The sequence below is a fragment of the Rudanella lutea DSM 19387 genome, assembly GCF_000383955.1.
Classification (GTDB): domain Bacteria; phylum Bacteroidota; class Bacteroidia; order Cytophagales; family Spirosomataceae; genus Rudanella; species Rudanella lutea.
Genome location: NZ_KB913013.1, coordinates 1603923 through 1627954, shown reverse-complemented (window position 1 = coordinate 1627954; position 24032 = coordinate 1603923). Strand labels below are relative to the sequence as shown.

17 protein-coding genes are annotated in these 24032 nt (G+C 57.1%); 4 read left to right on the top strand and 13 right to left on the bottom strand.

Going from position 1 to position 24032, the window contains the following annotated elements:
* Window positions 1-168: 168 nt before the first annotated feature.
* Together RUDLU_RS0106760 and RUDLU_RS0106755 are read right to left on the bottom strand one after the other, a co-directional pair.
* Window positions 169-2481, bottom strand: coding sequence for an FAD-dependent oxidoreductase (locus RUDLU_RS0106760; RefSeq protein ID WP_019987599.1), 2313 nt, complete (start codon window positions 2479-2481; stop codon window positions 169-171).
* On the bottom strand, window positions 2456-4507 hold the full coding sequence (locus tag RUDLU_RS0106755) for a glycoside hydrolase family 2 protein (protein WP_044129369.1): 2052 nt from the start codon (window positions 4505-4507) through the stop codon (window positions 2456-2458). Before RUDLU_RS0106755 ends, RUDLU_RS0106760 begins: the two co-directional genes overlap by 26 nt.
* Before the next feature lie 66 nt (window positions 4508-4573).
* Here RUDLU_RS0106755 and RUDLU_RS0106750 point away from each other — a divergent pair, with 66 nt between their 5' ends.
* Entirely contained in the window at window positions 4574-4807 is a 234-nt protein-coding gene (locus RUDLU_RS0106750) for a hypothetical protein (protein ID WP_019987597.1), read from the top strand.
* Window positions 4807-5217 (top strand): putative toxin-antitoxin system toxin component, PIN family, encoded by a 411-nt coding sequence (locus tag RUDLU_RS0106745; protein WP_019987596.1) that lies wholly within the window; start codon window positions 4807-4809, stop codon window positions 5215-5217. Before RUDLU_RS0106750 ends, RUDLU_RS0106745 begins: the two co-directional genes overlap by 1 nt.
* Here RUDLU_RS0106745 and RUDLU_RS0106740 read toward each other — a convergent pair.
* From RUDLU_RS0106740 to RUDLU_RS0106710, 7 genes are all read right to left on the bottom strand, one after another.
* The gene (locus tag RUDLU_RS0106740; RefSeq protein ID WP_019987595.1) at window positions 5173-6903 is read right to left on the bottom strand and encodes a sodium:solute symporter family protein; all 1731 of its coding nucleotides are present in this window, start codon (window positions 6901-6903) and stop codon (window positions 5173-5175) included. The genes RUDLU_RS0106745 and RUDLU_RS0106740 overlap by 45 nt on opposite strands.
* A gap of 155 nt (window positions 6904-7058) precedes the next feature.
* Window positions 7059-9572: a glycoside hydrolase family protein gene (locus RUDLU_RS0106735; RefSeq protein ID WP_019987594.1), complete on the bottom strand. Its 2514-nt coding sequence runs from the start codon at window positions 9570-9572 to the stop codon at window positions 7059-7061.
* Window positions 9569-10567, bottom strand: coding sequence for an FAD:protein FMN transferase (locus RUDLU_RS0106730; RefSeq protein ID WP_019987593.1), 999 nt, complete (start codon window positions 10565-10567; stop codon window positions 9569-9571). The genes RUDLU_RS0106735 and RUDLU_RS0106730 overlap by 4 nt, the downstream gene beginning before the upstream one ends.
* The gene (locus RUDLU_RS0106725) at window positions 10539-12344 is read right to left on the bottom strand and encodes an FAD-dependent oxidoreductase (RefSeq protein WP_019987592.1); all 1806 of its coding nucleotides are present in this window, start codon (window positions 12342-12344) and stop codon (window positions 10539-10541) included. Before RUDLU_RS0106725 ends, RUDLU_RS0106730 begins: the two co-directional genes overlap by 29 nt.
* 1 nt (window position 12345) lies before the next feature.
* Entirely contained in the window at window positions 12346-13482 is a 1137-nt protein-coding gene (locus tag RUDLU_RS0106720; protein WP_019987591.1) for a hypothetical protein, read from the bottom strand.
* A 179-nt stretch (window positions 13483-13661) separates the two neighbouring features.
* Window positions 13662-15137 carry a RagB/SusD family nutrient uptake outer membrane protein gene (locus RUDLU_RS0106715; RefSeq protein WP_019987590.1) on the bottom strand — a complete coding sequence of 492 codons (1476 nt, stop codon included), beginning with the start codon at window positions 15135-15137 and terminating at the stop codon, window positions 13662-13664.
* Window positions 15138-15268: 131 nt separating this feature from the next.
* Window positions 15269-18304, bottom strand: coding sequence for a SusC/RagA family TonB-linked outer membrane protein (locus RUDLU_RS0106710; protein ID WP_019987589.1), 3036 nt, complete (start codon window positions 18302-18304; stop codon window positions 15269-15271).
* Between the two features lie 271 nt (window positions 18305-18575).
* Between RUDLU_RS0106710 and RUDLU_RS0106705 the strand changes: the two genes are divergently transcribed.
* Together RUDLU_RS0106705 and RUDLU_RS0106700 are read left to right on the top strand one after the other, a co-directional pair.
* A complete protein-coding gene (locus tag RUDLU_RS0106705; RefSeq protein ID WP_019987588.1) occupies window positions 18576-19583 on the top strand; it encodes a LacI family DNA-binding transcriptional regulator in 1008 nt (335 codons plus the stop codon).
* A 364-nt stretch (window positions 19584-19947) separates the two neighbouring features.
* Window positions 19948-20205, top strand: coding sequence for a hypothetical protein (locus RUDLU_RS0106700; RefSeq protein WP_019987587.1), 258 nt, complete (start codon window positions 19948-19950; stop codon window positions 20203-20205).
* A gap of 186 nt (window positions 20206-20391) precedes the next feature.
* On the opposite strand, the gene RUDLU_RS0106695 is transcribed toward RUDLU_RS0106700, so the two are convergent.
* The 4 genes from RUDLU_RS0106695 to RUDLU_RS0106680 form a co-directional block, all read right to left on the bottom strand.
* Window positions 20392-20733: an L-rhamnose mutarotase gene (locus tag RUDLU_RS0106695; protein WP_019987586.1), complete on the bottom strand. Its 342-nt coding sequence runs from the start codon at window positions 20731-20733 to the stop codon at window positions 20392-20394.
* Between the two features lie 305 nt (window positions 20734-21038).
* Window positions 21039-21851 (bottom strand): sugar phosphate isomerase/epimerase family protein, encoded by an 813-nt coding sequence (locus RUDLU_RS0106690; protein ID WP_019987585.1) that lies wholly within the window; start codon window positions 21849-21851, stop codon window positions 21039-21041.
* 6 nt (window positions 21852-21857) lie between these two features.
* The gene (locus tag RUDLU_RS0106685; protein WP_019987584.1) at window positions 21858-22886 is read right to left on the bottom strand and encodes a zinc-binding alcohol dehydrogenase family protein; all 1029 of its coding nucleotides are present in this window, start codon (window positions 22884-22886) and stop codon (window positions 21858-21860) included.
* A gap of 1 nt (window position 22887) precedes the next feature.
* A complete protein-coding gene (locus RUDLU_RS0106680; RefSeq protein ID WP_027302833.1) occupies window positions 22888-23835 on the bottom strand; it encodes an aldo/keto reductase in 948 nt (315 codons plus the stop codon).
* Between the last annotated feature and the right edge of the window lie 197 nt (window positions 23836-24032).

Below are 24032 nucleotides of genomic sequence, written 5' to 3'. Positions count from 1 at the left end.
AATTGTGCGTGCAAGGTTTTTTGGGGGGTATGGTTTAGGGTTTATAGTTTTTCGTTTATGGCGGCCGGCGCTCCGGTGTTAGGTCCGCTAACTCATGCAGCCAACCAAAAACCGGAGCCCCCGCCCGCCACAAACCACAAACGAAAAACCAAAAACTACCAGCCACGCTTACCCCTCATAACATCGGACTTCCAGCAAACTTGCCGAAACTGCTTCCGAAGGGGTCTTCAAATGAAGGGTTAGGCTGCTGGTCTCAATAGGCTTGTCGAACCGGATGGTGTTGCGAGCCTGATAATTACCCGTTTTCTGATAAACACGCTCTTTCTGATCATTACACAGGATGTAGTCCTGCACGCAGAACGGCGAAACCGTTTCGGGATTGAGCATAATCACCGTTTCGAGCGGGTGGTCAAAATCCGTATCGAACGATAACTCCACACGGCTGATACGTTGTTTGGTTGGCCAGGTGAGAGTGAGCGTCGGGTTGGGGTCGGTGAGGTTTGCTACCCACGCATTGGGTTGAGTGGTGGGGCGTTGCAGCCCGTTTCGCACATTCTCCGGCCCGAACAACCGGATGCCGGGCTCAATGCGTAGGGCGATGTTATGCCCTTTGGGCCGCCGGTCGGGGCACCAGAATTCAAACGTTTCCACGCCAATATCCTCGGTTGGTTCCTGCTTGCCCCAGTTCGACACAGCCGGATTGGTTTTATTGAACACCGACAACACGCCCGTTGCCCGCAAGGCGCTGTACTGCAAACTAACAAGCGGGTTCTTCATAAAACAGACGAATACATACTGAGCCTCGTCGAGCGATACACTAAACGGTAACTGTACCTCCTGCCGACCTTTACGCAGCTCGACCGTCAGGGTTTGCAGGGTCACGTCGGGCGTATGGTTGTGGGGTTTGTTGCCGGGCCTTGATTGGCTTCGGCGCAACTCAACCGTGAGAGTGGTTTCGGCCTCGGCCGTTACAAACGCTGTCAGGTGGGGTACGGCTCCGGCAGGTAGCGGGAGCATCTGAGCGGCCGAGTCGGCAAGGGGTTGCAGCGGGCCGTCGGGCGGGAGGTGGCTCAGTACAAACGCGCTGCTGGCGGTCAGGGTGGCCGCGTGGGTCAGGTCGGTGGGGTCGTGCAAGGCCAGTCCCGGAATGTGCTGGCCCGATTTTAGCAGTTCCTGTTGCAGGGTACGCATCCGATCGGTATTGACCAAATCGCGGGGCAATAGTCCTCGCTGACCCGGCTCACCGGACTGACACAGGGCCGCAGCCATGCCCACGGCCTGCCCCACGTGCGCACTTGTGCCCATCACCCGCGACGACCCAAACGCTACGTGCGTCGCCGAAATAATCCGGCCCGCCAGAAACAGATTACTGATGTTGCGGCTGTACAGGCAGCGGTAAGGGATTTGATAAACGCCCTTGCTGTGCCATTGGTTGCAGCCCGGTTTCTCGGAAAAAACGCCATCGGCCGGGTGCAGGTCGATGCTCCAGCCCCCAAAGGCTACCGCGTCGGGGTGGGTGCGCTGCTCCACAATGTCGTGCTGGGTGAGCATATAGTCGCCCTCAAACCGGCGGCTTTCGCGTTTGCCGGGAATGGTCCCTACCCATTCGAGGGTCATAGTTTCGGCTTCGGGAAATTGTCCTGAGTTTTTGATGTGATTCCAGACTCCGTACACCACTTTCCAGAGTTCCCACTTGATGCGCTCGGTATCGTGCACGGTATCGAGCCGACCGCCGTACTCAATCCACCACAATTGACAGCCGTACTCTTTGGCGTTGAACCGGCGGTAGCGCGGAATCTGCGTGATGTCGTTCAGGGCGTAAGCCGGGGGCACAAACCGCACCGGCCGACCGGTATCTTTGGTGTAGAAGTACAGCGAATGGCCCAGCAGCTCGCCATAATCGGCCGAGGGGGCAAACTTTTCACCAAACTCTTCCTTCGACTCCGCCCCCATCCGGAAGGCGGCCCCGGCCTGAAACGCCACGATACCGTCGCCTGAGGCATCGCAGAATAACGGAGCCGCCAGCTCGTAGGTTGTGCTGTTTTGGGCGCAGAACGCCCGCAGGAGGCTGATGGTATCGGTCGCCGATTTTTCGACATCGTACACGGCCGTGTTGAGCAACAGGGTAATGTTGGCCTCCTGCATTACTTTTTCGAGCAGGATGGTATCGTAAATGAGGGGGTTCCCCTCAGGATTGCGGTACCAGTTTTCCACCAGAATCTCGTCGATGACGCCCCCTTCGCGGGCCCAGCGGTTGTTGTTGCCCATGTGCGAGGTGGCCCCCAGCACCCACAGGCGCACCTCGCTCGATGAGTTGCCGCCCAATACCGGGCGGTCTTGCACCAGCACCACGCGAATGCCCGCCCGGGCGGCCGTGATGGCACAACAGACGCCGGATAGCCCTCCGCCCACTACAATCAAATCGCCCTCATGCCGGACGTTTCGGAGGTTACGTTTATCGGTTGCTTGTTCGCGTATCATGCGTTACATCAATGGTTTGTGACAGAATCGAAAAGCCAGTTGGTTTGAGCACCTCTACCGTAACCGTCGGGTCGAAGCCCCGCACGGGTACCGTCAGGTCGGTACTTTGACCGGGTTGCAGGTCGGGTAGGGTGTAAGAGGTGCCGTTTAGTTTGAGTTGGTACGCCCGCAGGGGATAAGCCGGAAAATCGGCGCGGGCCGCAATGCGCAGGGTCAGGCTGTGTACGCCTTCGGGGCCGGGTTTCCAGTCGGTTTTGGCCACGGTGAGCGGGGCCATGCCCGTTTGGTGGGCCGTGTATAACGGGCGCAGGTTACGCTCAGGGCCCACCAGCCCCCACGGCCGAAATCCGTTGGCGTTGGTGGCATGGTACCGGCTGCGGTAATCGTTGAACGACCACCACGAGGCCCCGATCACGTAGGGCAGTTGCCGGATGTCGGCCAGAAACTTATCCAGATAGGCCACCTGCCCGGCTTCGGCATTGGGGCCGTCGGCGCGGGTGCCGTACTCGCTCACGAAGATCGGTTTGTCGGGGTAAAGCGCGTGAATGTGTTTGAGTACGTTGGCGTGATTACCGTAGGTGTTGGTCGATACAAAGTCGCAGTATTGGCTGGCTTCGTCTTCGGCTTTTTTGGGCAGAATATTGAGCCGCATACTCGCAAAGGTGTACAGGCGGGTGGGGTCGAGTTCGCGGGCGTAGGCAATCATGTCTTTGGTCCAGCGTTGGCCAGCGGGTTGTTCGGAGAGGTACTCGTTGCCCACGCTGTAGGCAATCACGCAGGGGTGATTCCAGTCGCGTTCGGCCATTTCGCGAAATTGTTGCCGGAATTTGGCCCGGATGGTGTCGTTGTCCATCTGCCGGGGGGTAAGCTGCCAGTTGCCTGCTTCGGTAATAATGAGCATCCCGTGCTCGTCGGCCCAGTCGTACACGGCTTCGGAGGGAGTGTAGTGCGTGAGCCGGTGCAGTTCCATACCCGCTTCTTTCATCAGTCGCATGTCTTTCTCAATCAGCCAGTCGGGTTCGAGCGAGCCTAGACCGGGGTAATCGACTACGCGGTTGCCGCCCGCCATTTTGATGGGTTCCCCGTTGAGTAGCAACTGAGCGTTGCGTACCTCAACTTTCCGAATCCCAAATCGGGTACGCAGGGTATCGCCCGCAAGGCTTGCCGTGAGCGCGTACAGATGAGGGGCATCCGGGCTCCAGCGTTTCACATCGGCGGCTTTGAGGGTGGTTTCGAGGTCAATCAGGCCCGTTTGTCCGGCCGGGATACTGGCGTTCTGGCTTTTCCAGCTCACCGTCACCGGCCGTCCCTGCTGGCTCACCGAGGCTGTCAGTTTGGGTTGTACGGCCTGCCCGGTGGTGTTGCGCACCCGCGCCCGTAGCCGCACCACGGCGGTTCCTTTGGCGAGGTCGGGCAGGGCATCGACTTTGAGGTTTTCGAGGTACACTGGCGTCTCAACCGTCAGGTACACCGGCCGAATCAGCCCGCCGTAATTCACCCAGCCCATAAAGGGGTCGTTGACCTGATTGTTGTCCTTGGCACCGGGAATACTGCCGGGTTTCCAGGTGTCGTTGTCGACCGAAACGGCCAGCGTGTTGGTGCCTTCTTTCAGAAACTCGGTGATGTCGACATGAAACGGCGTGTAACCTCCTTCGTGCGAACTCACCTTCCGGTTGTTGAGGTAAATGGTGCTGGCGTAAAAGGCGGCATCGAAATGGAGCAGCACCCGCTTGTTGGCGGTGGGTTGCCACGCAAACGCTTTACGGTACCATACTTTCCCGTTGTAGAACAAGTACCGGGGATCGGCCGTGAAGCAGTGCGGTACCGTGACTTTGTCCCAGCGGCTGAGGGGCTGATCGTCGGCAAACCAGCGGCCGGTTTCGCCCTGATCGGCCGGGTCGAGGGCAAAGTGCCAGAGGCCATGCAGCGGAATGGCGTTGGGCTGCCGAATAGTGTACTGAGCCAGCGATGGAATAGCCCAACAACACAGCAAAAGCAGTAGACCAGATAGTCGGAGTGAATTCATACAGGAGTTGACTGTCAGCACAAACTGGCGAGTCGTTTCGTTATATTTGTAAAAACTGTGAGCGCTATGGCCACCTTGCAACCACAAACTACCCGTTTGAGTAATCTTCAGATGGAGTTACTAAAACTCTATTCGTACAATGTGTCTGACGAAGAGCTGACAGACATTCGTCGTTTGCTGGCCGAGTATTTCGCTCAGAAAATCGACGATGAGATGAATGGACTCTGGGTCGATCAAGGTTGGAGCGAAGAGACAATAGAGGGCTGGAAAACGGAGCATCTTCGTAGCCCCTCTGCCTGATGATGCGGGTTGTTCTTGACATAAATGTTCTGCTCGTCGCGTTGCCAGTCAAATCTCCGTACCGTCCTATTTTCGATGCGTTGCGGGCAGGTAAATTTGAGGTGGTCGTCAGCAATGAAATTTTGTTTGAATACCATGAGAAACTGGCCGAAAAAACATCCGATAACGTTGCCGATAATGTAGTTAAGCTTCTTCTGTCGCTCGACACCTGCTTTCTGCAAACGGTACATTTTGGTTGGGGGTTAATGCACAACGATCCTGATGACAATAAGTATGTCGATTGTGCACTAATGGCCAATGTAGACCATCTGGTTTCGGAGGATCGACATTTTTCCATCCTCCGCGAAACAGCCTTTCCTTCATTATCAGTGATTCGCATTGATGAATTTCTGGAGTTGATCGTGGACTAATTCTGTCGGCGTCTGTTTCGAGGCTCGCCACGGAATAAGGGCTCCGGCCAGTACCAGTACGGCGATACCCGCCGTGATGCCGCGCCCCTCGGTCGTCAGAAAGCTCAGCCCCAGCAGCATAACCGCCGTAAATACCAGCGACACCGCAATGACCTGCAGGCCAAATCGATTTTGCTGCCGAATGGCCTGAGCTTCCTCCGGGTCGACCGCCAGGCGGGCGTCCTCGCGCTTCTGGTCGCGGGCCCGCAGGTAATTTTCGTAGTCGGGCGAGGTAGCCGTGCGCCGGGCCGCCCAAAGCTCATACGCCAGCAGCAACAGCAAGGGCAAGCCCACACCAATCACGGTTTCGGTGGCCCGCGTCAGCTTGTAGTCGAGCAGCCAGGGCGACAAGACCTTGAAAAACAGGTTGACCGACAGCCCGATGCCCGTAATCCAGAGGGTTACCTGGCTCGTCAGTCGTTTGGAGAACAAGGCCCAGAGCGGAGGAGCCAGCAGCGGCCCACCCGAAATGGCCGAAATACTCAGCACCACTTCCACAATGCCTCCGGCGGCCGGTACCAGCAGGGCAATCCCGATCATGCCCAGCCCGAAAAACCACGACGACCCCCGCGCTACCCGAATCAGTTGTTTGTCGGAGGCTCCGGGGTTAATCAGCCCCTTGTAAATGTCGTTCGTAAATACCGCCGACACCACGTTGAGGGCCGTGTTGGCCGAGGCTGAAGTTGAAAAGTACATACCCGTGAGCATGAGGCCCAGCAAACCCGGCGGCAACACTAACTGACAGATTTTGAGGTAGGCATTTTCGGTGTCGAGGCCCGTGAGCGAGGGGTCGATGGCCTTGTAAATCATTGGGGGCAGCATCCAGATAATCGGGCTGACCAGATATAGCCCGGCAAACAGAAACGCCACCTTGCGCGACGATTTAGGGCTGTCGACGCTCGTGTACCGCTGTACAAACGTCCAGTTGCCGCCGATGTAGGCAATGTGGTAAAACACAAAGGCCAGCACAAAACCAAGGGTGTATTCGCCAGCCAGAAGGTTGAAAAAATCGTCGGGGACTTTGTTCGTAAAGGCGTCAAACCCGCCCACCCGGTCGAACGAAAGCGGTAGCAGGATGAACACAGCCGCCGACAAGACCACGAATTGCAAAATATCCGTCACCATCACGGCCCAGAGGCCTCCTACGGCTGTGTAGGCAATCATGAAAATACCCAGCCCAACGGTGCAGGGTACCAGCGGCAGGTTGAGCGAGGTGCTCACCAGCTTTGCTACGGGGTACAGCACCGACCCTTTGATGAACACACTGACGAGGGTGAAAATGAAAATGTAGGCTTTCTGCACCGTCAGGCCCAGCCGTTGGCGGATAAACTCGGCTGCCGTGAGGGCCCCGGTTGCTTTCCAGCGCGGAGCCAGATACAGGCCCGTCACCAATGCACCAATGCACATGGTCCACTGAATGGTGATGGCTACCCAGCCGTACTTGTAGGCGATGCTCCCCCAGGCGACAAACGTGCCCGCTGAGAAAAAACTCATGAACAACGACAACCCCCCAATGAACCAGGGTACGGCTTCGCCCCCGGCAAAAAATGATTTGAGGTTGCGGCCCGTGCGGACAAAGAGCATTCCGATACCGAGCACAAAGGCCGAGAAAATCAGAATTACCAGTGTATCTATGGTCAGGCTCATAAAGAATGAAAGAGTGAAAGAGTGCGGGCCGCGTGCGGTAAAGAGCGCGGACCTTGGAAAAAGAGTGCGGACCGTAGAAAGTGAAACCGGAGCGCCGACCTGTGGGGCCGTGTACTTCGCTCCGGTGCACCGGGTCGGTTGAATGGGTTGATAGATTATTGGTCGATGGTGACGATGTCGAGGCCGTAAGCCGGTAGCTGTTTCGAAACGGCTGGCTTACCGGCAAGGGTTAGCTTCACCTCGGCGGGTTTGGCGTGGCTGTTCATCAGAATGACAAACGTTTTGTTGCCCTGCACAGCTTTGGCCAGAATGTGCTCTACGGCTGGGTTGTCGAGCTTCACCAGATTCTCGTCGATAATGAGCCGGGCTTTCTGTCCGTTGACCGTACCCGGCGCAAAACCGTAAGTCTGATGCGGCCCCACTTTGGGCGTCACAAACCCGCGCGGGAAGCTCACCTTCCCGTCTGAGCGCAGCTCCGCTTCGGCCATCAGGTAGTCGGTAAGCCAGCCAATTTGCCACCACGCATGGTGCGGGTACGGCCCGGCCCCCCGGTTCATGGCCTGCCAGTAATACGAGGCTACGCTTGTTTTGGCATCCACGAAGGCATGACGCCCAACGGCCCCGGCGCGGGCCATATCGGCAAAAATAGGCTCTTTGGTAAGGCCATACATCCGGATAAACAGGCCTGCATGACTCGCCAGCTGAATAGGCCCGTGGCGCGTAGCCGACCCGAAAATGCCACCGTGCTCAAAACTGAGGCCGGTTTGGCTGATCTCCCAGTCCTGGCGTTGGGTGCCGTTGACCAGCTTGGGCTGATGGCTCGCAATAGGGTGGGTGTAAATGGAGGTGGTGTAGACCTTAGCGGCCGTGATGGCGGCCTGCTTGTAGCGTTCGTCGCGGGTGAAATCGTAGAGGTCCAGAAACGCCTGCGCCGTTTGACCGGTGGCAAAGTCGGGTGCGTAACGGGCATCGCCACACACGCCCAGATAACTGCCCGTCTCAATGGCGTTTTTCAGAATCCAGTCGGCCCCTTTGCGGGCTCCGGCGAGGTATTTGGGGTCTTTGAGAAGCCGGTAGGCCACCATCAGTCCGTAAAACGTGGGCCGAACATCCTGCACATCCCGAAACACTTCGGCCTCCGTGGCCCGGTCATAAGCCACAGCCCAGCTACCGTTTGGCTTTTGCCAGCTCAGAAGCCGGTCGGCTCCGAGCCGGAGCCGGTTTTTAAGCTCACCATTGTTCGGGTCGAACAGGAGCATATTGCCCAGGTCGAGCATGATGTAGTAGGTCAGGGCAATCGGTTCAACCACTTCGCCCCATTCTTCCACAAACTTCTTTTTCTTGGCCAGATAATACTGACCAGCGGCCGCACCCTTGAAAAAACCATCAGTTGTTTGTTGTTGGGCCAGCTTGAAGTTTTCGGCATAGGGCAACACATTACGGGTCAAAAGCGAGTCGCCGGTGGCTGTAGCGAGCATCCACATGGCTCCATAATCGGAGTTTTTCATGGCGTCGCGGTCGGAGCCAACCACCCCGCCCAGGTACGACTGCGCCCCAATTTTGCGGCCGTTGTACTCTTCCACGTTCCAGAGCGACGTTTTGGGGTCGGTGAGGTAGTGGTGCATTTGCTGAATCCGGCTCGTGAGCGATTGTTTGCTCTCCCGAATCGCCACCGACTCCTTAAACCGGTACACATCGTACACGGCATGGTTGAGAGCCTTGAACCAGTCGCCGTCGGTGAGGCTATACCGGAACGTGTAGCTGAGGGTTTCGCCCGGTTGGAGGGCCGACTTTGGCTCGCCCAGCACGGGGTAGTACAGCGTGGGCGAAAGCTGGGCTTTGCGGTTCATGTGCGACAGCCCGATGTGCCAGTCGATTTGCGTGATTTTGTCCACGGCCCAGGGGTCGCGGGCGAGGCCCGGCTCGGGAATTACCGACAGCGTGAGGCCGTTGCGGGTGCTCACCATGGGCGATAGGGTGGTGGCGCAACGTTCGCGGTACACCACCGGGCGGTTCGGGATGCCGTGCCCGTAGGCGTAGGCCAGCGCGAAGTTGGGCTGAAGTTTGTTGCCCTGAAAATAACCCGGCACGGTGGCCCAGCTCATCTGCGACTCGGCCACGGTGGCCAGGCTGGGTGTAGCCAGCGAGAAAAAGCCTTTTTGTTTGGCCGTGAGGGTTTGCTTAACCACCACATCGGTCGGGAACTTCGGGTCGAGGGTCCACTCTGTTGAGATGGTGGCCGTTTCGGTTTCCTGCCGGAACGTCAGGCTATTGGGACCGGTTTTGCGGGCTTCGGTCGGGAAAAAGTGAATGGCCTGCCCGGCCGTGTTGAGCGATACCGGGTTGGTGCTTTCGGCCCATTGCACGGCCTGATAGTGGTATTTGGGCCCCGGAAACTCCTCACCCGTAAGGCTCCTGAACGTTTCAGACGGTTTGTCGGAAGGCTTTTCGGCTGCGTAGAGGAGGGTGTTTTCGCCCGAGGGCGTGCCCAATGGTTGCCAGCGACCGCCCTGCCGCACGCCAACCTGACGGATCTCGTAGCCCCGGCTTGTTTTGGCCCAGCTGATGCGCACCCGCTCGTTGGCGAGTTGGGTAGCCGGGGCCTGTGCCGACCCGGCATGCGTTAGGAGTGTAAGGGCGGAAAAGAAAAGAATCGTTCGATGTCTCATAAACTACTGGTGCCTTTGGTGGCAAATGACTTTAGCTGGCCATCCGGCCCGGTGTATAAAAGGTACGCATCCAGTTCGGGGTGCCGGGCCAGAAACCGCTTCGTTTCGGTCAGACCCATCACCAGAAAAGCGGTGTCGTAGGCGTCAGCCGTGATGGCGTCGGGGGCAAACACCGTCACGCTGAGCAGGTCGCCTGCTTCCATCATGCCCGTTTTGGGGTTGATGATGTGGCTGAACACCTGCCCGTTGACCGTGTACTGATTGCGGTAGTGAGCCGCGGTGGTCATGGCCCGGTTGGTCAGTTTGAGCGCAGTATGCAGCTGGTCGGGGTGTAAGGGGTTTTCAAGGCCTACTGTCCACGGTTGCGTGCCGGTTTTGGGGCCTTTCGTGCGGATTTCGCCCCCAATCTCAACCAGGTACTGCCCAATGCCCTGTTGCTCAAGCAATCGCGCTACCCGGTCTACTGAGTACCCCTGCGCAATGCCGTTGAGGTCAAGCCGCACGGCCGGGCCCGGCTTGCGGATGCCCTTCATGTCGAACTCGATCTGCCCGAACCCAACCAGTTTGCGCAGCGAATCCACATCGACCTCACCCGTCCGGGCCACGTTTTTAGCCCCAAACCCGTAGGCTTCTACCAGTGGCATCACCGTTGGGTCGAAGGCTCCATCTGTTTCCCGAAACACCTCGGCGGCTTTCTGCAAAACCGGGTAAAAGTGCTCTGACCGAAAGCGGTGTTCGCGGCCCCGGTTAAAGACCGATAGCTCAGAGTCGGGCCGGTAGAGCGAGAGGCACCGGTCAATATCGGCCAGCAGCGAATCGACCGCCGGTTTGAGGTTGCGCTGTCGGTCGTCGCGGTATTTAATGTGGTACGTAGTGCCCTGCGCTTCGCCCTCCAGACTGACCAACGGGCTCTCCTGCCCTGTGCCGAACAGGAGCAGTAGGGGCAGGAGGCCGAGGGCCGCCCGGTTAGGGCTTAATGGAAGCCGTTGGTTCATCTTTGATAATCGCCATCAGTTCGGGCAGGTGCGTTTGGTACACCCCTCTCGGTGTGGTGTTGTGCTTCTTGCTCAGGTAAGCGGCCATGCCCACCACTTCGCCCATCATGCCACAGGTACGCATCACGCGTGTGCTGCCAAAGGCAACGTGGGTGGTGCTGATGTTGCGACCGGCCATAAACAGGTTGCTGATGTTTTTGGAGTACAGGCAGCGGTACGGAATGGTGTAAGGAGCCACTTTGATGTGCTTGGTGCCCGCAAAAAACTCTTGCCCTTCGAAGTACTTTTTGTTACGCTCGTCGGGAAAATGCAGGTCAATGGTCCAGGTGGCCGTAACGGTGCCGTCGGGGTGCTGCTTGCCCTCCTGAATATCCATCTGATTCAGGATATGGTCGCCAATGAGTCGGCGCGATTCGCGCTTGCCGCCGATGTAAGCCACCCAGGCCAGTTCGCGCTTGCCGTATTTGGCCTGTTTGTTGTTTTTCAGATACGACCAGTTGCCAAAAATAGCCCGCAGGTTGTGATCGCGGATTTTTTCGGCATCGGTGATCGTGTTGAAATTGCCAAAGCCGGTTTCCCACTGCCAGTCGGCCCGGGCTTCGTCGATGTGGTATTCGTCTGAAAACTGAATAGCCCAGGGCGTTTCGGGAAACGACGATACCGTGTCGCGTTCGAGCGAGGCCCAGAGGTTGGAGGTGCCAAGGGTAAAATCGTCGGCTTTCTCCGACGCCAGCGACTCACCCGTTTCGGCCTTGCTCTCGCGGCCAAACCGGTATTGCGCCCCGGCCAAATGCCCCACCGTACCGTCGCCGGTGCAGTCGGAGAAGTACGTGCCCCGGAACCGGGTTTCGGCATTGGTGGCAATATCGCGGCCCACCACGGCCACAATCCGGTCGCCTTCTTTTTCCACTTTGTGAACGTGGGTGTTCAGAAAAAGCGTGATGTTGCGCTCGCCTTTCACAATGGCAATTTTGCGGTCATCGCCGTATTCTTTGCCTTCGGGGTGACCATTGCCGGGGTCGCCGTTGTCCATTTCGCGGACAATCCGGCCCAGCTTGGGATAATGGTTTTTATCGACGTCGCCCCGGAGGTGCACCCGGATTTCGGAGCTGTTGTTGCCGCCCAGCACCGGCCGATCCTGAATCAGGGCGACTTTCAGGCCCAGCCGGGCCGCCGAAATAGCCGCGCAGGTGCCTGCAATACCCCCGCCCACCACCACCAGATCAAACTGCCCGGCGTCGGCTGTTTTGCCCGTCAGGTTCAGTTGTTTGTTCCGGAAGGCCGTGAGGGCTTCGGCTCCGTCGGGCGGGGTGAATTTGGGCGCGTTGGTAAACAGAATGGCGTCGCAGCGGCCGTTGAAGCCCGTCAGGTCGTGCAGGGCCATCGTGACCTGCTCGCTCTGAATGTCGGTTTCGCCCCCGTAGTACCATTTCCAGGTATCGGAGCCGCTTTCGCCAAACACGGTGTTTAGGGGCTTGCCGTTCAAGGCGACCTGAAACTTACCCGGCCCTTTCGGAAACGGTGCCCAGTCTTTGGTGCGCACCCAAATCTGATACTTGCCTTTTTTCGGAAACCGCACGGTGGTGGTGGCATCTTTTACGGGCCGACCCATTCCGTGCGCCATCAGGTACGACGAGCCGATGACCACAAACGACTGTTGGTCGATGACCCAGCCACCTTTGTTTTCAAACGATTCGGTCTCGACAAAAACGTGGTCCTGAGCGCTTACCCGCAGGGCCAATAGCAAGAGGACAATTAGGCGAATTGTAGTTTTCATGTCAGTGTTGGGTTTGAACAGGTTTGGACGGGAAACGGGCCATCTGAGCCAGTACGGCCCGGTTTCGGGGGCGTAGGCTCGTCAGCAGCTGGTAAATCCGGGCGGTATAGTCCGGGTTGGCCCCATTCAGTTGCCCGGCCAGATTTACCTGGGTTTTGTCGGATAAGCCGGGTTGCGCGGCCAGCAGGTTAAGCAATAAAGTAAATTGTTCGGGGTTGGCATTGGGCAGGTGCCCGGCCAGGGGTTCGGTTAGGGTAGGCAGGAGCCGGATAGTGGTCAGTTTTTTCAGAATGGCCAGTTGCAGAGTGTACCCCGCCGACAGGTAGGTGTCCCAGAGCCAGCGTTGGCGCTGCGGGTCGTTCCAGAAATCGGGGGCCACTTTTTGCAGGGCGTAGCGAGCCGTAAATATGTTTTTGCCCCGAACCACGCCCTGCACATCGGCCGCAAACGTCGGCGGTACCTGCCCGCCCGGTCCCAGCACCCGGTCCAGCGCCCAGTACTGGTAGTGGTGGTTGGCGCCCGTCAGAAACCGGTGGAGCAGGGCCTCGTTCCGGTACGACTCGGTGATACGCTGCATTTCACTCACCACCTTGCCGTGGGCAATATGCCAGAGGGTGTAACAGGTGTACACGGCCCCCTCGATTACTTCGTTTTTTACGGTTTTGAGGGTCGCCCCGGCTTTGGCATCCACCGAGTCGGCCAGATTTTCGGTGCCCTTGCCAACCAGGTCTTCCATCGCCACCTGCTTAAACAGGGAGTTGGTATTGGCCAGAATGGTCTGCAATTTCTCGTAGTCTTCGGGCTTAAACGGCTTGTGATCCATTTTGGTGAGCTCCTCGCCGGGCGGAAAATCAAAGCGGGTGTAGTTGCCCAGCAAGTCCCAGTAGAAGTTGATATACACCGGTTTGCACTCGCCCGTGAGGCAAACCGGTGTAAACACATTCCGAAAAAAGTAAGCGGGTTGTCCGGTCCCGTCGAGGGCCAGGTGTAGCACATAAACAGTGGTGTCGTTTTCGGTGATGGTGTACGACCGCACCGACTCAGCTTTCGGCGCGGGCATGGGTTTGCCCTCCGAAATACCGGTCAGCCCGAGTAGCAGGGCCATCCAGAAACCAAGCCAACTGTCTGCTTTTTGCATAATGAGTGAGTGATTGAGTGAATGAGCGATTGAGTTTTTCAGTACTGGGCATTCGGACCGCAGATATTAGACGTTAGACTTACTACCATTCTGTAGGGAGGTCTAATGTCTAATGTCCAACATCTAATGTCCAGTACTGAAATTGGGTTTACAATTCACTCAATCACTCATTCGCTCAATTATTTCCAGTCTGGGTTTTGTTCGAGTTTGGGGTTGGCGTTCAACTCGTCCTGCGGAATCGGGAAGTACTTGTTCTTGGCCTGTACGTTTCGGGTTGGGTACACGCTGTTGACCGCCTTCGGAATCACTGTCAGGAACTTACCCGTGCGAGTGAGGTCGTACCAGCGGTCGCCCTCGGCGAAGAACTCCCACGCCCGCTCCTGCAGCACGGCCTCGATAAAGGCATCTTTGCTCAGGCCTGTAGCGAGGTCGGGCAGGCCTGCTCGCTTCCGCACGGCGTTGATGTTGGCGTAGGCGGTTGCTGTAGCCCCGTTGAGCCGGGCCTCGGCCTCGGCCGCAATCAGGTACATGTCGGGCAAACGCAGAATCGGGATGTTTGGAATAATATTCACCGTCGAGACTGGGTCCTGGTATTTCTTGATGAGTACCCCATCGGTGGTGATGGGCGTCACGCTCCGTTGCGGCACCACTTTGCCCGCTTTGTCGACGTAGTTGGTGTCGAGCAACTGCCGACGTTTGTCGAGGGGGTTGAAGCTGCGGAAAAACGACATGTACGCAAACATTGACCCGAAGGTGGTGCGGCCGTACTCGGGGCCGGCGCTACCCGGAGGACCGCAGAGGCCGGTCATCTGGTGTGAGCGGCCCGGCGAAAACGGATCAACTTCGTAAGCCCACATATTCTCAATCCGGGCGGCATCTTCCACATCGTAGCGGTACACGTTGCGCACATCGGGCATGAGCGAGTACTTGCCCGATGTGATTACGGCCTGCGCTTTTTCGAGGGCTTTGGCCCAGTCTTCGTTGTAGAGCGCGGCCTTGGCGTACAGGGCATTGACTACCTCTTTGCTCGGACGGCCCTTATCAACGGCCGGGTACGAGGGCAACCCAGCGGCAAAGGCCATGTCGAGGTCGCTGTAAATCTGCTTGTAGACCTCCGCTTTGGGGCTTTTACCCACAATAGCGTCGGCCTCCGAGTAGCTCGGCGTGGTTTTGATGGGCACATCCCCAAAGTTTTTGGTCAACATCCACAGATAAAAGGCCCGCAGAAAATACGCTTCGCCGATGATCTGCTTCTTGCGGGTTTCGGGCATGACCGCGTCGGGCACCTTGGCGATAATCCAGTTGGCCTTTTCGATACCGTCGTAGCCCGACGCCCAGATCTGCTGGGGCGACTCGTTGGTGCGCGAGTTGCTTTTCTGCACCGTATAGTTTACATCGTAGGTGAACAGGGTGAGTGTATTACGGCCCACCACCCCACGCGGGTAGGTTTGGTCGTCGCTGAAGTCGGACACAAGCGTTGCCGCCGGTCCGCCGTACATATCGCCGAGGGGGTCGTAAGCCGCAATAAGCCCTTTTTCGGCGTCGGCGGCCGTTTTGTAAAAGGCCTCCGTGTAAATCGACGAGTAAATGGTTTCTTCCAGCTCGCAGCCTGTCAGAGCCAGCAGCGGAAGCAGGTATATGAGTTTCTTTTTCATTGTAAAGAGTGAAAGAGCGGAAGAGTGAAAGAGTGAGTGCGTGTGTGAATGAGTGTGGGTGGCGGATAGAGATGGACTCGTACCCGCTCCGATTTTCACTTACTCACGCAATCGCTCATTCACTCAATAAGCTAAAAGGTTACCTGAATGCCCCCGAGGAACGATTTGGCCTGCGGATACACGAGATTGTCAATACCAATGGCGGTGTTTGAACCCGCATAGGTGTTCACTTCCGGGTCGAACCCGCTGTAGTTGGTCACCGTAAACAGGTTGTTGGCACTGGCATACACCCGAATGTTCTGGAAGCCCTTAATGGCGGGCAGCGTGTAGCCGAGGGTGATGTTTTTGCACCGCAGGTACGAGCCGTCTTCCATCACGTAGTTGGAGATCGGTAACCGGCCGCCCTGAAAACCACTCACGTACTGGTTGCTGGGGTTGGTAGCCGACCAGCGGTTGACCACGCCCTTGAACTGGTTGCGCTGACCCAGCGGCATCTCGAACGACAAACGGCTGGCGTTGTAGATGTCATTGCCCTGCGAACCAGCCAGAAACGCGCTGAAATCGAACCGCTTAAACGACAGGTTGGTCGAGAAACCGTAGATGAAATCGGGGTTGGGGTCACCCGTGATAGTCTGGTCGGCAGCCGTGATGGTGTTGTCGCCGTTGAGATCGCGGACTTTGTGGCCCCCCACGCGGCCGTCGTAGCCGGGCAGAATTGTTTCGCCGGTCTGGTTTACTCCGTCGAACACATAGGTTTTGAAAATACCGAGCGGGCTGCCCACTTGCAGCAACGAGTACGCTGTGATAAACCGCTCTCTGGTGGTGCCGCCGTCGAGGTCGAGCACCTTATTGCGGTTTACGGTCATGTTGCCCGACACGCTCCACTTGAGCGGTCCGTCGAGCAGTCGGGCGTTGACGGCGAACTCAAGTCCCCGGTTCTGCAACGAGGCAAAGTTGCCCGTAATCGTGCTGTACCCTGAGCTGAGGGGCAGGGCTTTTACGTAGAGCAGATCGCGGGTGGTTTTCTGGTACACGTCCACAATGATGCTGAACCGGTTGTTCAACAGGCCGATGTCCAGACCAATGTCCGACTGCGCCGACCGTTCCCAGCGGAGGTCGGGGTTGGCAATACCCGAGGGGTTGATACCTGTCACGTAGGCGTGGTTGATGTTGTAATCGCTCCCCGAAGCCGACACCGTCGCCAGCGACTGATAAGGGTTCAAACCAGCGGCATTCCCCGTGATTCCGTAGCTGGCTCGCAGTTTCAGGTCCGAAAGCCACGAAACGTTTTTGATGAACGGCTCTTCGATGATACGCCAGGCTGCCGAAATGGCCGGGAACAAGCCGTACTTGTGGTTCGCCCCGAACTTACTTGACCCATCCACACGGGCCGTCAGATCCAGAAAATATTTGTCCCGAAAACCGTAGTTCACCCGCGCCAGGTACGAGTCGAGCCGTTGGCTGCTGCGGCTGCTGTTTACCGTGCGGTTGAGGGCCAGTTGCAGGGCTTCGTTTTGGGTAGCGTCGTTGGGGAAACCCGTGGCGCTGATGCTGTTGGCGTTGCCGTTTTCCACCTGCGTGGCATACACCGCCGTCGCTTTGAGCGAGTGGTTGGTGCCAAACATCGTGTTGTAGGTCAGAATGCTCTCGTGCAGCAGAGCCAGGTTGTTGACGTTGGTCTTGGAGCCCGAACCGGAGTTGTCGTTCAAATCGGCGAGGGCTACGTTGGCGCGGGGCGAGTAGTTGTCCTGCAGGCGGCTCTGCATATCCACGTTGAACGAAGCCCGGTAGGTAAGCCCTTTTACGAGGTTGAAATCAGCGTAAACATTGGCCAGCGTGCGCCGGATGTCGTTGCGATTCAGTATGTTGGCAAACGAAAGCGGGTTGGTTACCTCGCGGTACTGCCCATTGGCCTGCTCGCCAAACGGAAACAGGGTGCCGTTGGGTCGGTAGGGGAGCAGGGTAGGCGGTGCCCCGATGGCTGCGCCCAGAATAGACCCCGTTACTACGGCTCCATCGCCGATGGTGGTTGAGCCGGTGGTGATGCCGTTGTTGATGGCGTAGCTACCCAGAATACTCGTTCCGATTTTGACGCGCTCGCTGATGCGGTGATCGACGTTGAGCCGGAACGAATACCGCTTGAAATCGGAGTTGACGATTATCCCTTTCTGGTCGAAGTAGTTGGCCGAGAGGGCAATCTGGGTCTTGTCGTTCCCGCCATTCACCGATAGCTGATGGTTCTGAATAGGGGCTTCGCGGAAAATAACGTCCTGCCAGTTGATCCCTTCGCCGAGTGACGATGGGTTGGGGTAGTAGTTGTTGCGGAACACTTCGTTTTCGAGCTGCGCGAACTCTGCTGCGTTGAGTACCGGCAGCTGTTTGGCTGCATTCTGTACACCGTAATAGCTGTCGAGCGTGACGCGGGTAGCGCCTGTGCGGCCCCGCTTGGTCGTGATGAGCACCACGCCGTTGGCCGCCCGCGACCCGTAAATAGCCGAGGCTGATGCATCTTTCAGAATCTCAACCGACTCAATATCATTAGGGTTGATCGTTGAAAGGGGGCTTACTTCGTTGATGCCTCCGCCGTTCGAAATCTGAATTCCGTCCACTACGTAGAGTGGCTCCGAGTTACCGTTGATGGAGTTAGTGCCCCGAATCCGGACGCTGATGTTACCACCCGGTGCGCCCGTGTTCTGGTTTACCTGCACCCCAGCCACGCGGGCCTGCAAGCCCTGCGCTACGTTGGCTACCGGAGTCTGTACCAGCTCGGCCGATTTCACTGACGCAATGGAGCCGGTCGTTTCGATTTTGCGCTGGGTACCGTACCCAACCACCACCACTTCCGACAGCGAGCGGTCATCAGCTTTGAGTGTTACGTTGAGGCTCGATTGGTTGCCCACCTGAATTTCCTGCGTTACGTACCCAATGTACGAGAACGTCAGGCTTACGTTTCCGGCCGGAATCGACAGGGTAAAACGGCCGTCGGCATTGGTAGTGGCCCCCTGTTGGGTGCCTTTCACCACTACGTTGACACCCGGCAACGGATCGCCTGAGTCGTCGGATACCCGCCCACTAACCGAGCGGGTTTGTGCCAGCACCAGTTGCGCTGCCAGCAGAACCAGTAGCAGGGTAGCTGCTACGCATTGTACAATCTTTGTCATACGCATGTGGGATAGGGAAAATTCAATTTTTAGGAGGTTTGATATTGTTTTTCATAGGGAATTGTGGGTTTAGGCTAATCGTTTGTTTATCAGTTATTTGCGACTGATTTCGAGCAGCTCTATTATTAATTTACCCCCACTTCTGACCGATGGCAAGAAAAAATTTGATTATTTGTTTGGGAATGTTCCCAAAACTGATTGGGAATGTTCCCAAAAAAGGTGTGAAATTTGAGTAACTTCTGAGCTTGAATTGTTTATTATTTCGGAATAATCCAAAATGCACCAGCCAACCATTATCGATATTGCCCGGCAGCTCGGTATCTCCAAATCGACGGTGTCGCGGGCGCTCACCGCGCATCCGAACGTGAATGAGAAAACCCGGCAGCGCGTGCTCGAACTGGCCGAAAAACTCGACTATCAGCGGAATCAATTGGCCATTTCGCTACTCACCAATCAGACCCGCACCATCGGGATTATGGTGCCGGAGTTTATTAGTTTCTTTTTCCCGAAGGTGATTATTGGGGCGCAGGAAGAACTGGCCAAGGCGGGGTATAACGTGGTGATTTGCCACTCCAATGAGTCGTACGAAATTGAAGTGACCAACGCGAAGTCCTTGTTTGCGAGTCGGGTCGATGGGCTCATTGTGTCGCATACGAAAGAGACCCGCAACTTCGATCACTTTCGCACGTTTACCCGAAAGAGCATTCCGGTGGTGTTTTTCAACCGGGTTTGGGAGAGCGACGAGGTCTCGAAAGTAGTAGTTGATGACTACACGGGGGCGTATCAGGCGGTGGAGCATCTGGTGCAGACCGGCCGCCGACGCATTGCGCACCTCTCCGGCCCCGACTCGCTACCCAATAGCCGCAGCCGCCTGAATGGGTATCTCGACGCCCTGCGGCATTACGGGGTTCCGGTCGATCCGTCGTTGATTATCTCGTATGATTTGACCCTTGAGAAAGCCAATATTTACGTCAATCACTTGCTCAGCCTGCCCGAACCACCCGACGCCCTGTTTACCATCAACGACCCAACGGCCATTGAGGCTATTCAGGTAATCAAAGGGCGAGGCCTTCGCATTCCGCAGGATGTGGCCGTGGTGGGGTTCAGCGATGACCCGATTTCGGCCCTCATCGAACCGGGACTCACGACAGTGGCCCAACCCGTCGATGAAATTGGTCGGCAGGCCGCTGCCTGTCTGCTCGCTCAGCTACAAGCCCCCGACCCCGTTGCCGAGGTACAAACGGTCGTGTTGCCTACCCGGCTTATTGTGCGGGGCTCCAGCTGAGCCGGGGCCGTTGCCCGGGTGGAGCAGGTTACCTCCGTACTGGACATTTTTCCAGCAATGCGTGCCAATTCATTTCAATTAGCCGATCAGATCAATAGCACGCGGATGACGCGGGTCGGGCAGATGCACGCCCATTTCCTTTAATAATCCGCGAAAATTGGCCTAATCCGTGTCATCCGCGTGCTAATTCCTTGCCACTGGAAAAAAAAAGTCCAGTAGCGAAGTAGGTTACGTGACTTCCAGAATAAGCGTCTGTAAACGAATGGGTTGGTCGTGTACCGGATAATGCCTGTTTGCCGTTGGGGCAAATACGGTAACTTATGCCAAGTCAAATGGGTTATATAGGTAACTACTCTAACTGACTATGAACGAATTGAATGGACCGGGGAGCCTCCAACCCGATACCGAAAAACCGAGAGCTAACCGGCACGATGGTGTGTTTGCGCTCGAAAACGTAACCCAGCTGCGGGAGGCCATTGAGCAGGTGGTGTACACCGATAATGAAGCCGATACGCACACGCCCGACGAGCGGGCCGAAACCATTGAAGCGCTGACGACCCTCGGTCAGATGGGTATTTTGACTGAGACCGACCTTGACGAGGCCCGCAAAGGCACAATTTGAGTATAATCAGCCCTTAGCAGTTATGCTTTTGCCCCGTGGGGGCTGCATGTTGGTAGCTAAGGTGGGTTTGAATTTCGCCCGCGTGCCGTAGGTACGCCATATCGGTCCATTGCTTACGTACCTACGGCACGGGCACTCTGTTTCTACTAACACCAGGAGTTTAAGGAGCCCCTATTTTAACAGGCTTTATTTTTCAAACTGAAAGATCTTCTCCATCAGCACCCATTTTTCGCCCGGTTTGGCGTTGGGTAAGGGTTTCTGAAATTTCCACATCAGCTCTTCCCAGGCGGCTACCTTAGGCTCCTGCGCGTCGAGGGCCCGCTTCTTTTCAAAGGTAAAATGGTCGTCGGTTTCCAGAATCATAAACATCCGGGTGCCAGTGCGGTAGATTTGCAGGTCGAGAATACCGGCGTTGAGGTCGTTCTGCCGGACTTCGGGCCAACCCGCGCCGGGGCTATGCCAGCGTTCGTATTCGGCAATCAGGTCGGCATCGTCAACAAGGTCGAGGGCTAAACAGAAACGTTGCATACGCTTGTGCTTTGTTGTTTTTGGTTTGTTGTTTATGGTGCTGGACATTCGGACTTCAGACATTAGACTTTCTACCATTCTGTAGAGAAGGGGTGTCGGACAAGTTTGTGCAGACCAACCATCCATTGCCGGCTTACCGACTTCAACCACCCCCCAGCCCCCTCCTAAAAACAGGAGGGGGAGCCAATGAAGGCCCCTTTTCTGCTCCCCCTCCTTAGTTCAAGGAGGGGGCCGGGGGGTGGTTTAAAGAATGGTTGGCAAACTTGTCCGACACCTGTAGAGAAGTCTAATAAACCCCAGACCCGCTACCCAAAATACCGTCGGTACGAGTCGATGGTTTGGCGGGCGGCTGTGTCGGGGTCGGGCCACGGAAAGGCTTCGGCCGACACAAAGCGCGTGTAACCAACATCGCGGAGTGCCTGCACAATGTCGGGCATGGCCGTGTGGCCGCCACCGATGGGCCGTCGGTTGCTGTCGGCAAAATGCACGTGACCAATCCACGCCCCAGCCTGCCGGATACTGTCGGGTAAGGAAGCTTCCTCAATGTTCATGTGGAACAAATCGGCCAGCAGCCGGACGTTGCGGGTACGGAGCGATTCGAGCAATTGCACCCCATCAGCGAGCCGATTGATCAGGTTGGTTTCGTAACGGTTCAGTGGCTCGTAGATGAGCGTCACCCCCCGGCTTTCGGCATGATGCCCCAGGGCTTCGAGCCCCTCGGCCAGCCACGTCAGCGCCTGTGTGTGCGACACACCCGCTCCGGCATTGCCCTGCATGGAGCCGATAATGGCCGGAGCCTGCACCGATGCACCAAAATCGATCATATCCTGAATAAAGGCTACGGCTTGTGCCCGCACCTCGGCGTTGGGGTCTGTAAGGGTAAGCCCATGCAGCACTTTGCCAGCCCCCGTACCGACGGCCCCGATACGCAGGCCGGTGTCGGCCATGAGTTGCCGGAGTATATCGGTCGGAACGGCCCCGGTCGATTCAGTGAAGAGTTCAACGGCGTCGAACCCGAGCGCGGCCGCTTTTTCCATACCGCTTTGGAGGTCGTGCCAGTAAATCCAGGGCCCCGCCTGAATAGCCGGGACCAGAGCAATAGTTACGCAGGATTGCATAAGGGCTTATGAGTCAAGACAGACCATAATTTTCGTGATGGGGCCGGGGTTGGCCGACCACTCGGCGAGGGCCGCGCCCGCTTCGTCGAGCGACACCGTCCGGCTGATGACCTCCTGCACCGGAAACCGCCCCGATTCCAGATACGCAATGACCTCCGGGAACTCGCCCAGACAGTTACGCGAACCCAGAATCTCGATCTCTTTCCGAACAAACGTCCCGGTCTGATAATCAACCGGCTTTTTGGCATAGCCAATGTACACCACCCGGCCTGTGTAAGCCACCTCATCCACGGCAGCCCGGTACGTGGCGGGATTGCCAACGGCTTCGATAATCACATCGGGGCCGTCGCCGTGGGTAATGGCCGCGAGCGCTTCGTGCAGATCGACCTTCGCTGAGTTGACCGTATGGGTGGCCCCGGCTTTGCGGGCAATGGCTAGCTTGCTATCGTCAATATCAACGGCAATCACCTGCGCCCCCCGGTAGGCCGATGCGGCCAAAGCGCCCATGCCCACAATGCCGCAACCAATGACGGCAACGGTATCGGATGCGGCTACCCGGCCCCGCGCGGCTGCATGAAAACCAACGGTAAGAGGCTCTACCAGAGCCAGTTCCTGCAACGAGAGTTTGTCGGACGTATGCAATTTTTGCCAGGGCACCACAATGTACGGGGTCATGGCCCCGGCCCGGCGTACGCCCATCGTTTTGTTGTCCTGACAGGCGTTGGTGCGCCCTTTTCGGCACGAAAGACAGGTGCCGCAATGCTGGTACGGATTCACGGTAACGCGCATGCCCGGCTGCAATGTGTCGGGTACACCCGGCCCCGTTTCGACCACGGTAGCGCCGACCTCATGACCCAGCACATTGGGGTACTCCTGCAACTCAAACAGCCCCCGGAACCCGTTGAGGTCGCCCCCGCAGAAGCCCACCCAGCTCACGTGAAGAAGCACCTCGCCCTCGGCGGGTGCGGGTTTGTCGATTTCCCAAATCTCGGTTTGGCCCGGCTCGGTGAGCACTAAGGCTTTCATTTTGGTCATGCTATAGGGTCGGTTTATGGATATTATTTTCGGGACGACCTTCAAACCACATCCAGTTTTTGACGGGCGCCACCAGCGCGTGAATCGCGTCGAGCAGGCCATCGGGGATGACGAAATCGAGAACCGCCACGTTTTGTTCGACCTGCCGCTGCTCCGACATGCCCACAATGGTCGTGGCAATCACCGGGTGGTCTATGGCGAACCGCAGGGCCACATCGCTCAACGACACGCCATAGTCGCGGCAGAGCCTGATAAGCTGGGGTTGGAGGTCTTTTACGGGTTGGGGTGAGTTCTGCCAGGCCGGTACGGGGGCTTCTGACAGAATGCGCTGCATGAGCGGGGCTGCATTGAGCAAACCAAACCCTTTTTGCTCCGACAGGGGCACCAGTTCATCGTTGATCTCATCGTCGAGCAGGGTGTAGTGTCCCCACGACAGCACCGTGTCGACCTCTACCTGCCGGGCAATCTGGGCGAGGTAGCGCACAGGCAGGCCCGAGAACCCCACGTACCGCGCCTTGCCCATTTCTTTGGCTTTAAGCACGGCCGGAATGGCCTCGTTCAGGACCTGCTCGCGGTCGCCAAATTCAATGTCGTGCACCTGCAACAGGTCGACGTAATCGGTTTTTAGCCGGGCCAGCGACTCGTCGATGCTCGACAGCACGCGGTCGTACGAAAAATCGAAATGCCCGTTTGCGTAACGGCAGCACTTGGTTGCCAGAAAAATAGACGAGCGTTTGGTTTGTAGGGCCTTACCCAGCCGCGTTTCAGCGAGGGTGTCGCCGTAAAAAGGGGCTACATCAAAGAAATTGATGCCTCGGTCGATGGCGGTATGTACGGCTCGGATGCCTTCGGCCTCGTCGGTGGTATCGAATACATCGCCGAGTGGAGAGGCACCAAACGCCAGTACCGAAACATCCATATCTGTTTTACCCAGCCTTCGGTATTGCATGAATAAAGAGTGAAAGAGTGAAAAAGTGTGGGCCGTCTGTGGTTCGGCAGTGAGCGTGTGAGGCAGTTTTCAGCGTTTCGCTCTTTTCTCAATGTCTTTTGAGGTAAGTCTTCTACTCATTCGGGCGGGATTTTCTGAAAGGAGACGGCGCTGAGAGGCTATCGGGGTTATTGCGGGTGTACTGGATATTCGGACTT

What these genes read in the sequence shown, in the direction of transcription:
- RUDLU_RS0106715 (WP_019987590.1), bottom strand. Translation starts at nt 15,137, where the DNA reads ATGAAAAAGAAACTCATATACCTGCTTCCGCTGCTGGCTCTGACAGGC.
- RUDLU_RS0106680 (WP_027302833.1), bottom strand. Translation starts at nt 23,835, where the DNA reads ATGCAATACCGAAGGCTGGGTAAAACAGATATGGATGTTTCGGTACTG.
- RUDLU_RS0106745 (WP_019987596.1), top strand. Translation starts at nt 4,807, where the DNA reads ATGATGCGGGTTGTTCTTGACATAAATGTTCTGCTCGTCGCGTTGCCA.
- RUDLU_RS0106690 (WP_019987585.1), bottom strand. Translation starts at nt 21,851, where the DNA reads ATGCAATCCTGCGTAACTATTGCTCTGGTCCCGGCTATTCAGGCGGGG.
- RUDLU_RS0106685 (WP_019987584.1), bottom strand. Translation starts at nt 22,886, where the DNA reads ATGACCAAAATGAAAGCCTTAGTGCTCACCGAGCCGGGCCAAACCGAG.
- RUDLU_RS0106705 (WP_019987588.1), top strand. Translation starts at nt 18,576, where the DNA reads ATGCACCAGCCAACCATTATCGATATTGCCCGGCAGCTCGGTATCTCC.
- RUDLU_RS0106735 (WP_019987594.1), bottom strand. Translation starts at nt 9,572, where the DNA reads ATGAGACATCGAACGATTCTTTTCTTTTCCGCCCTTACACTCCTAACG.
- RUDLU_RS0106695 (WP_019987586.1), bottom strand. Translation starts at nt 20,733, where the DNA reads ATGCAACGTTTCTGTTTAGCCCTCGACCTTGTTGACGATGCCGACCTG.
- RUDLU_RS0106720 (WP_019987591.1), bottom strand. Translation starts at nt 13,482, where the DNA reads ATGCAAAAAGCAGACAGTTGGCTTGGTTTCTGGATGGCCCTGCTACTC.
- RUDLU_RS0106710 (WP_019987589.1), bottom strand. Translation starts at nt 18,304, where the DNA reads ATGCGTATGACAAAGATTGTACAATGCGTAGCAGCTACCCTGCTACTG.
- RUDLU_RS0106725 (WP_019987592.1), bottom strand. Translation starts at nt 12,344, where the DNA reads ATGAAAACTACAATTCGCCTAATTGTCCTCTTGCTATTGGCCCTGCGG.
- RUDLU_RS0106750 (WP_019987597.1), top strand. Translation starts at nt 4,574, where the DNA reads ATGGCCACCTTGCAACCACAAACTACCCGTTTGAGTAATCTTCAGATG.
- RUDLU_RS0106730 (WP_019987593.1), bottom strand. Translation starts at nt 10,567, where the DNA reads ATGAACCAACGGCTTCCATTAAGCCCTAACCGGGCGGCCCTCGGCCTC.
- RUDLU_RS0106755 (WP_044129369.1), bottom strand. Translation starts at nt 4,507, where the DNA reads ATGAATTCACTCCGACTATCTGGTCTACTGCTTTTGCTGTGTTGTTGG.
- RUDLU_RS0106740 (WP_019987595.1), bottom strand. Translation starts at nt 6,903, where the DNA reads ATGAGCCTGACCATAGATACACTGGTAATTCTGATTTTCTCGGCCTTT.
- RUDLU_RS0106760 (WP_019987599.1), bottom strand. Translation starts at nt 2,481, where the DNA reads ATGATACGCGAACAAGCAACCGATAAACGTAACCTCCGAAACGTCCGG.
- RUDLU_RS0106700 (WP_019987587.1), top strand. Translation starts at nt 19,948, where the DNA reads ATGAACGAATTGAATGGACCGGGGAGCCTCCAACCCGATACCGAAAAA.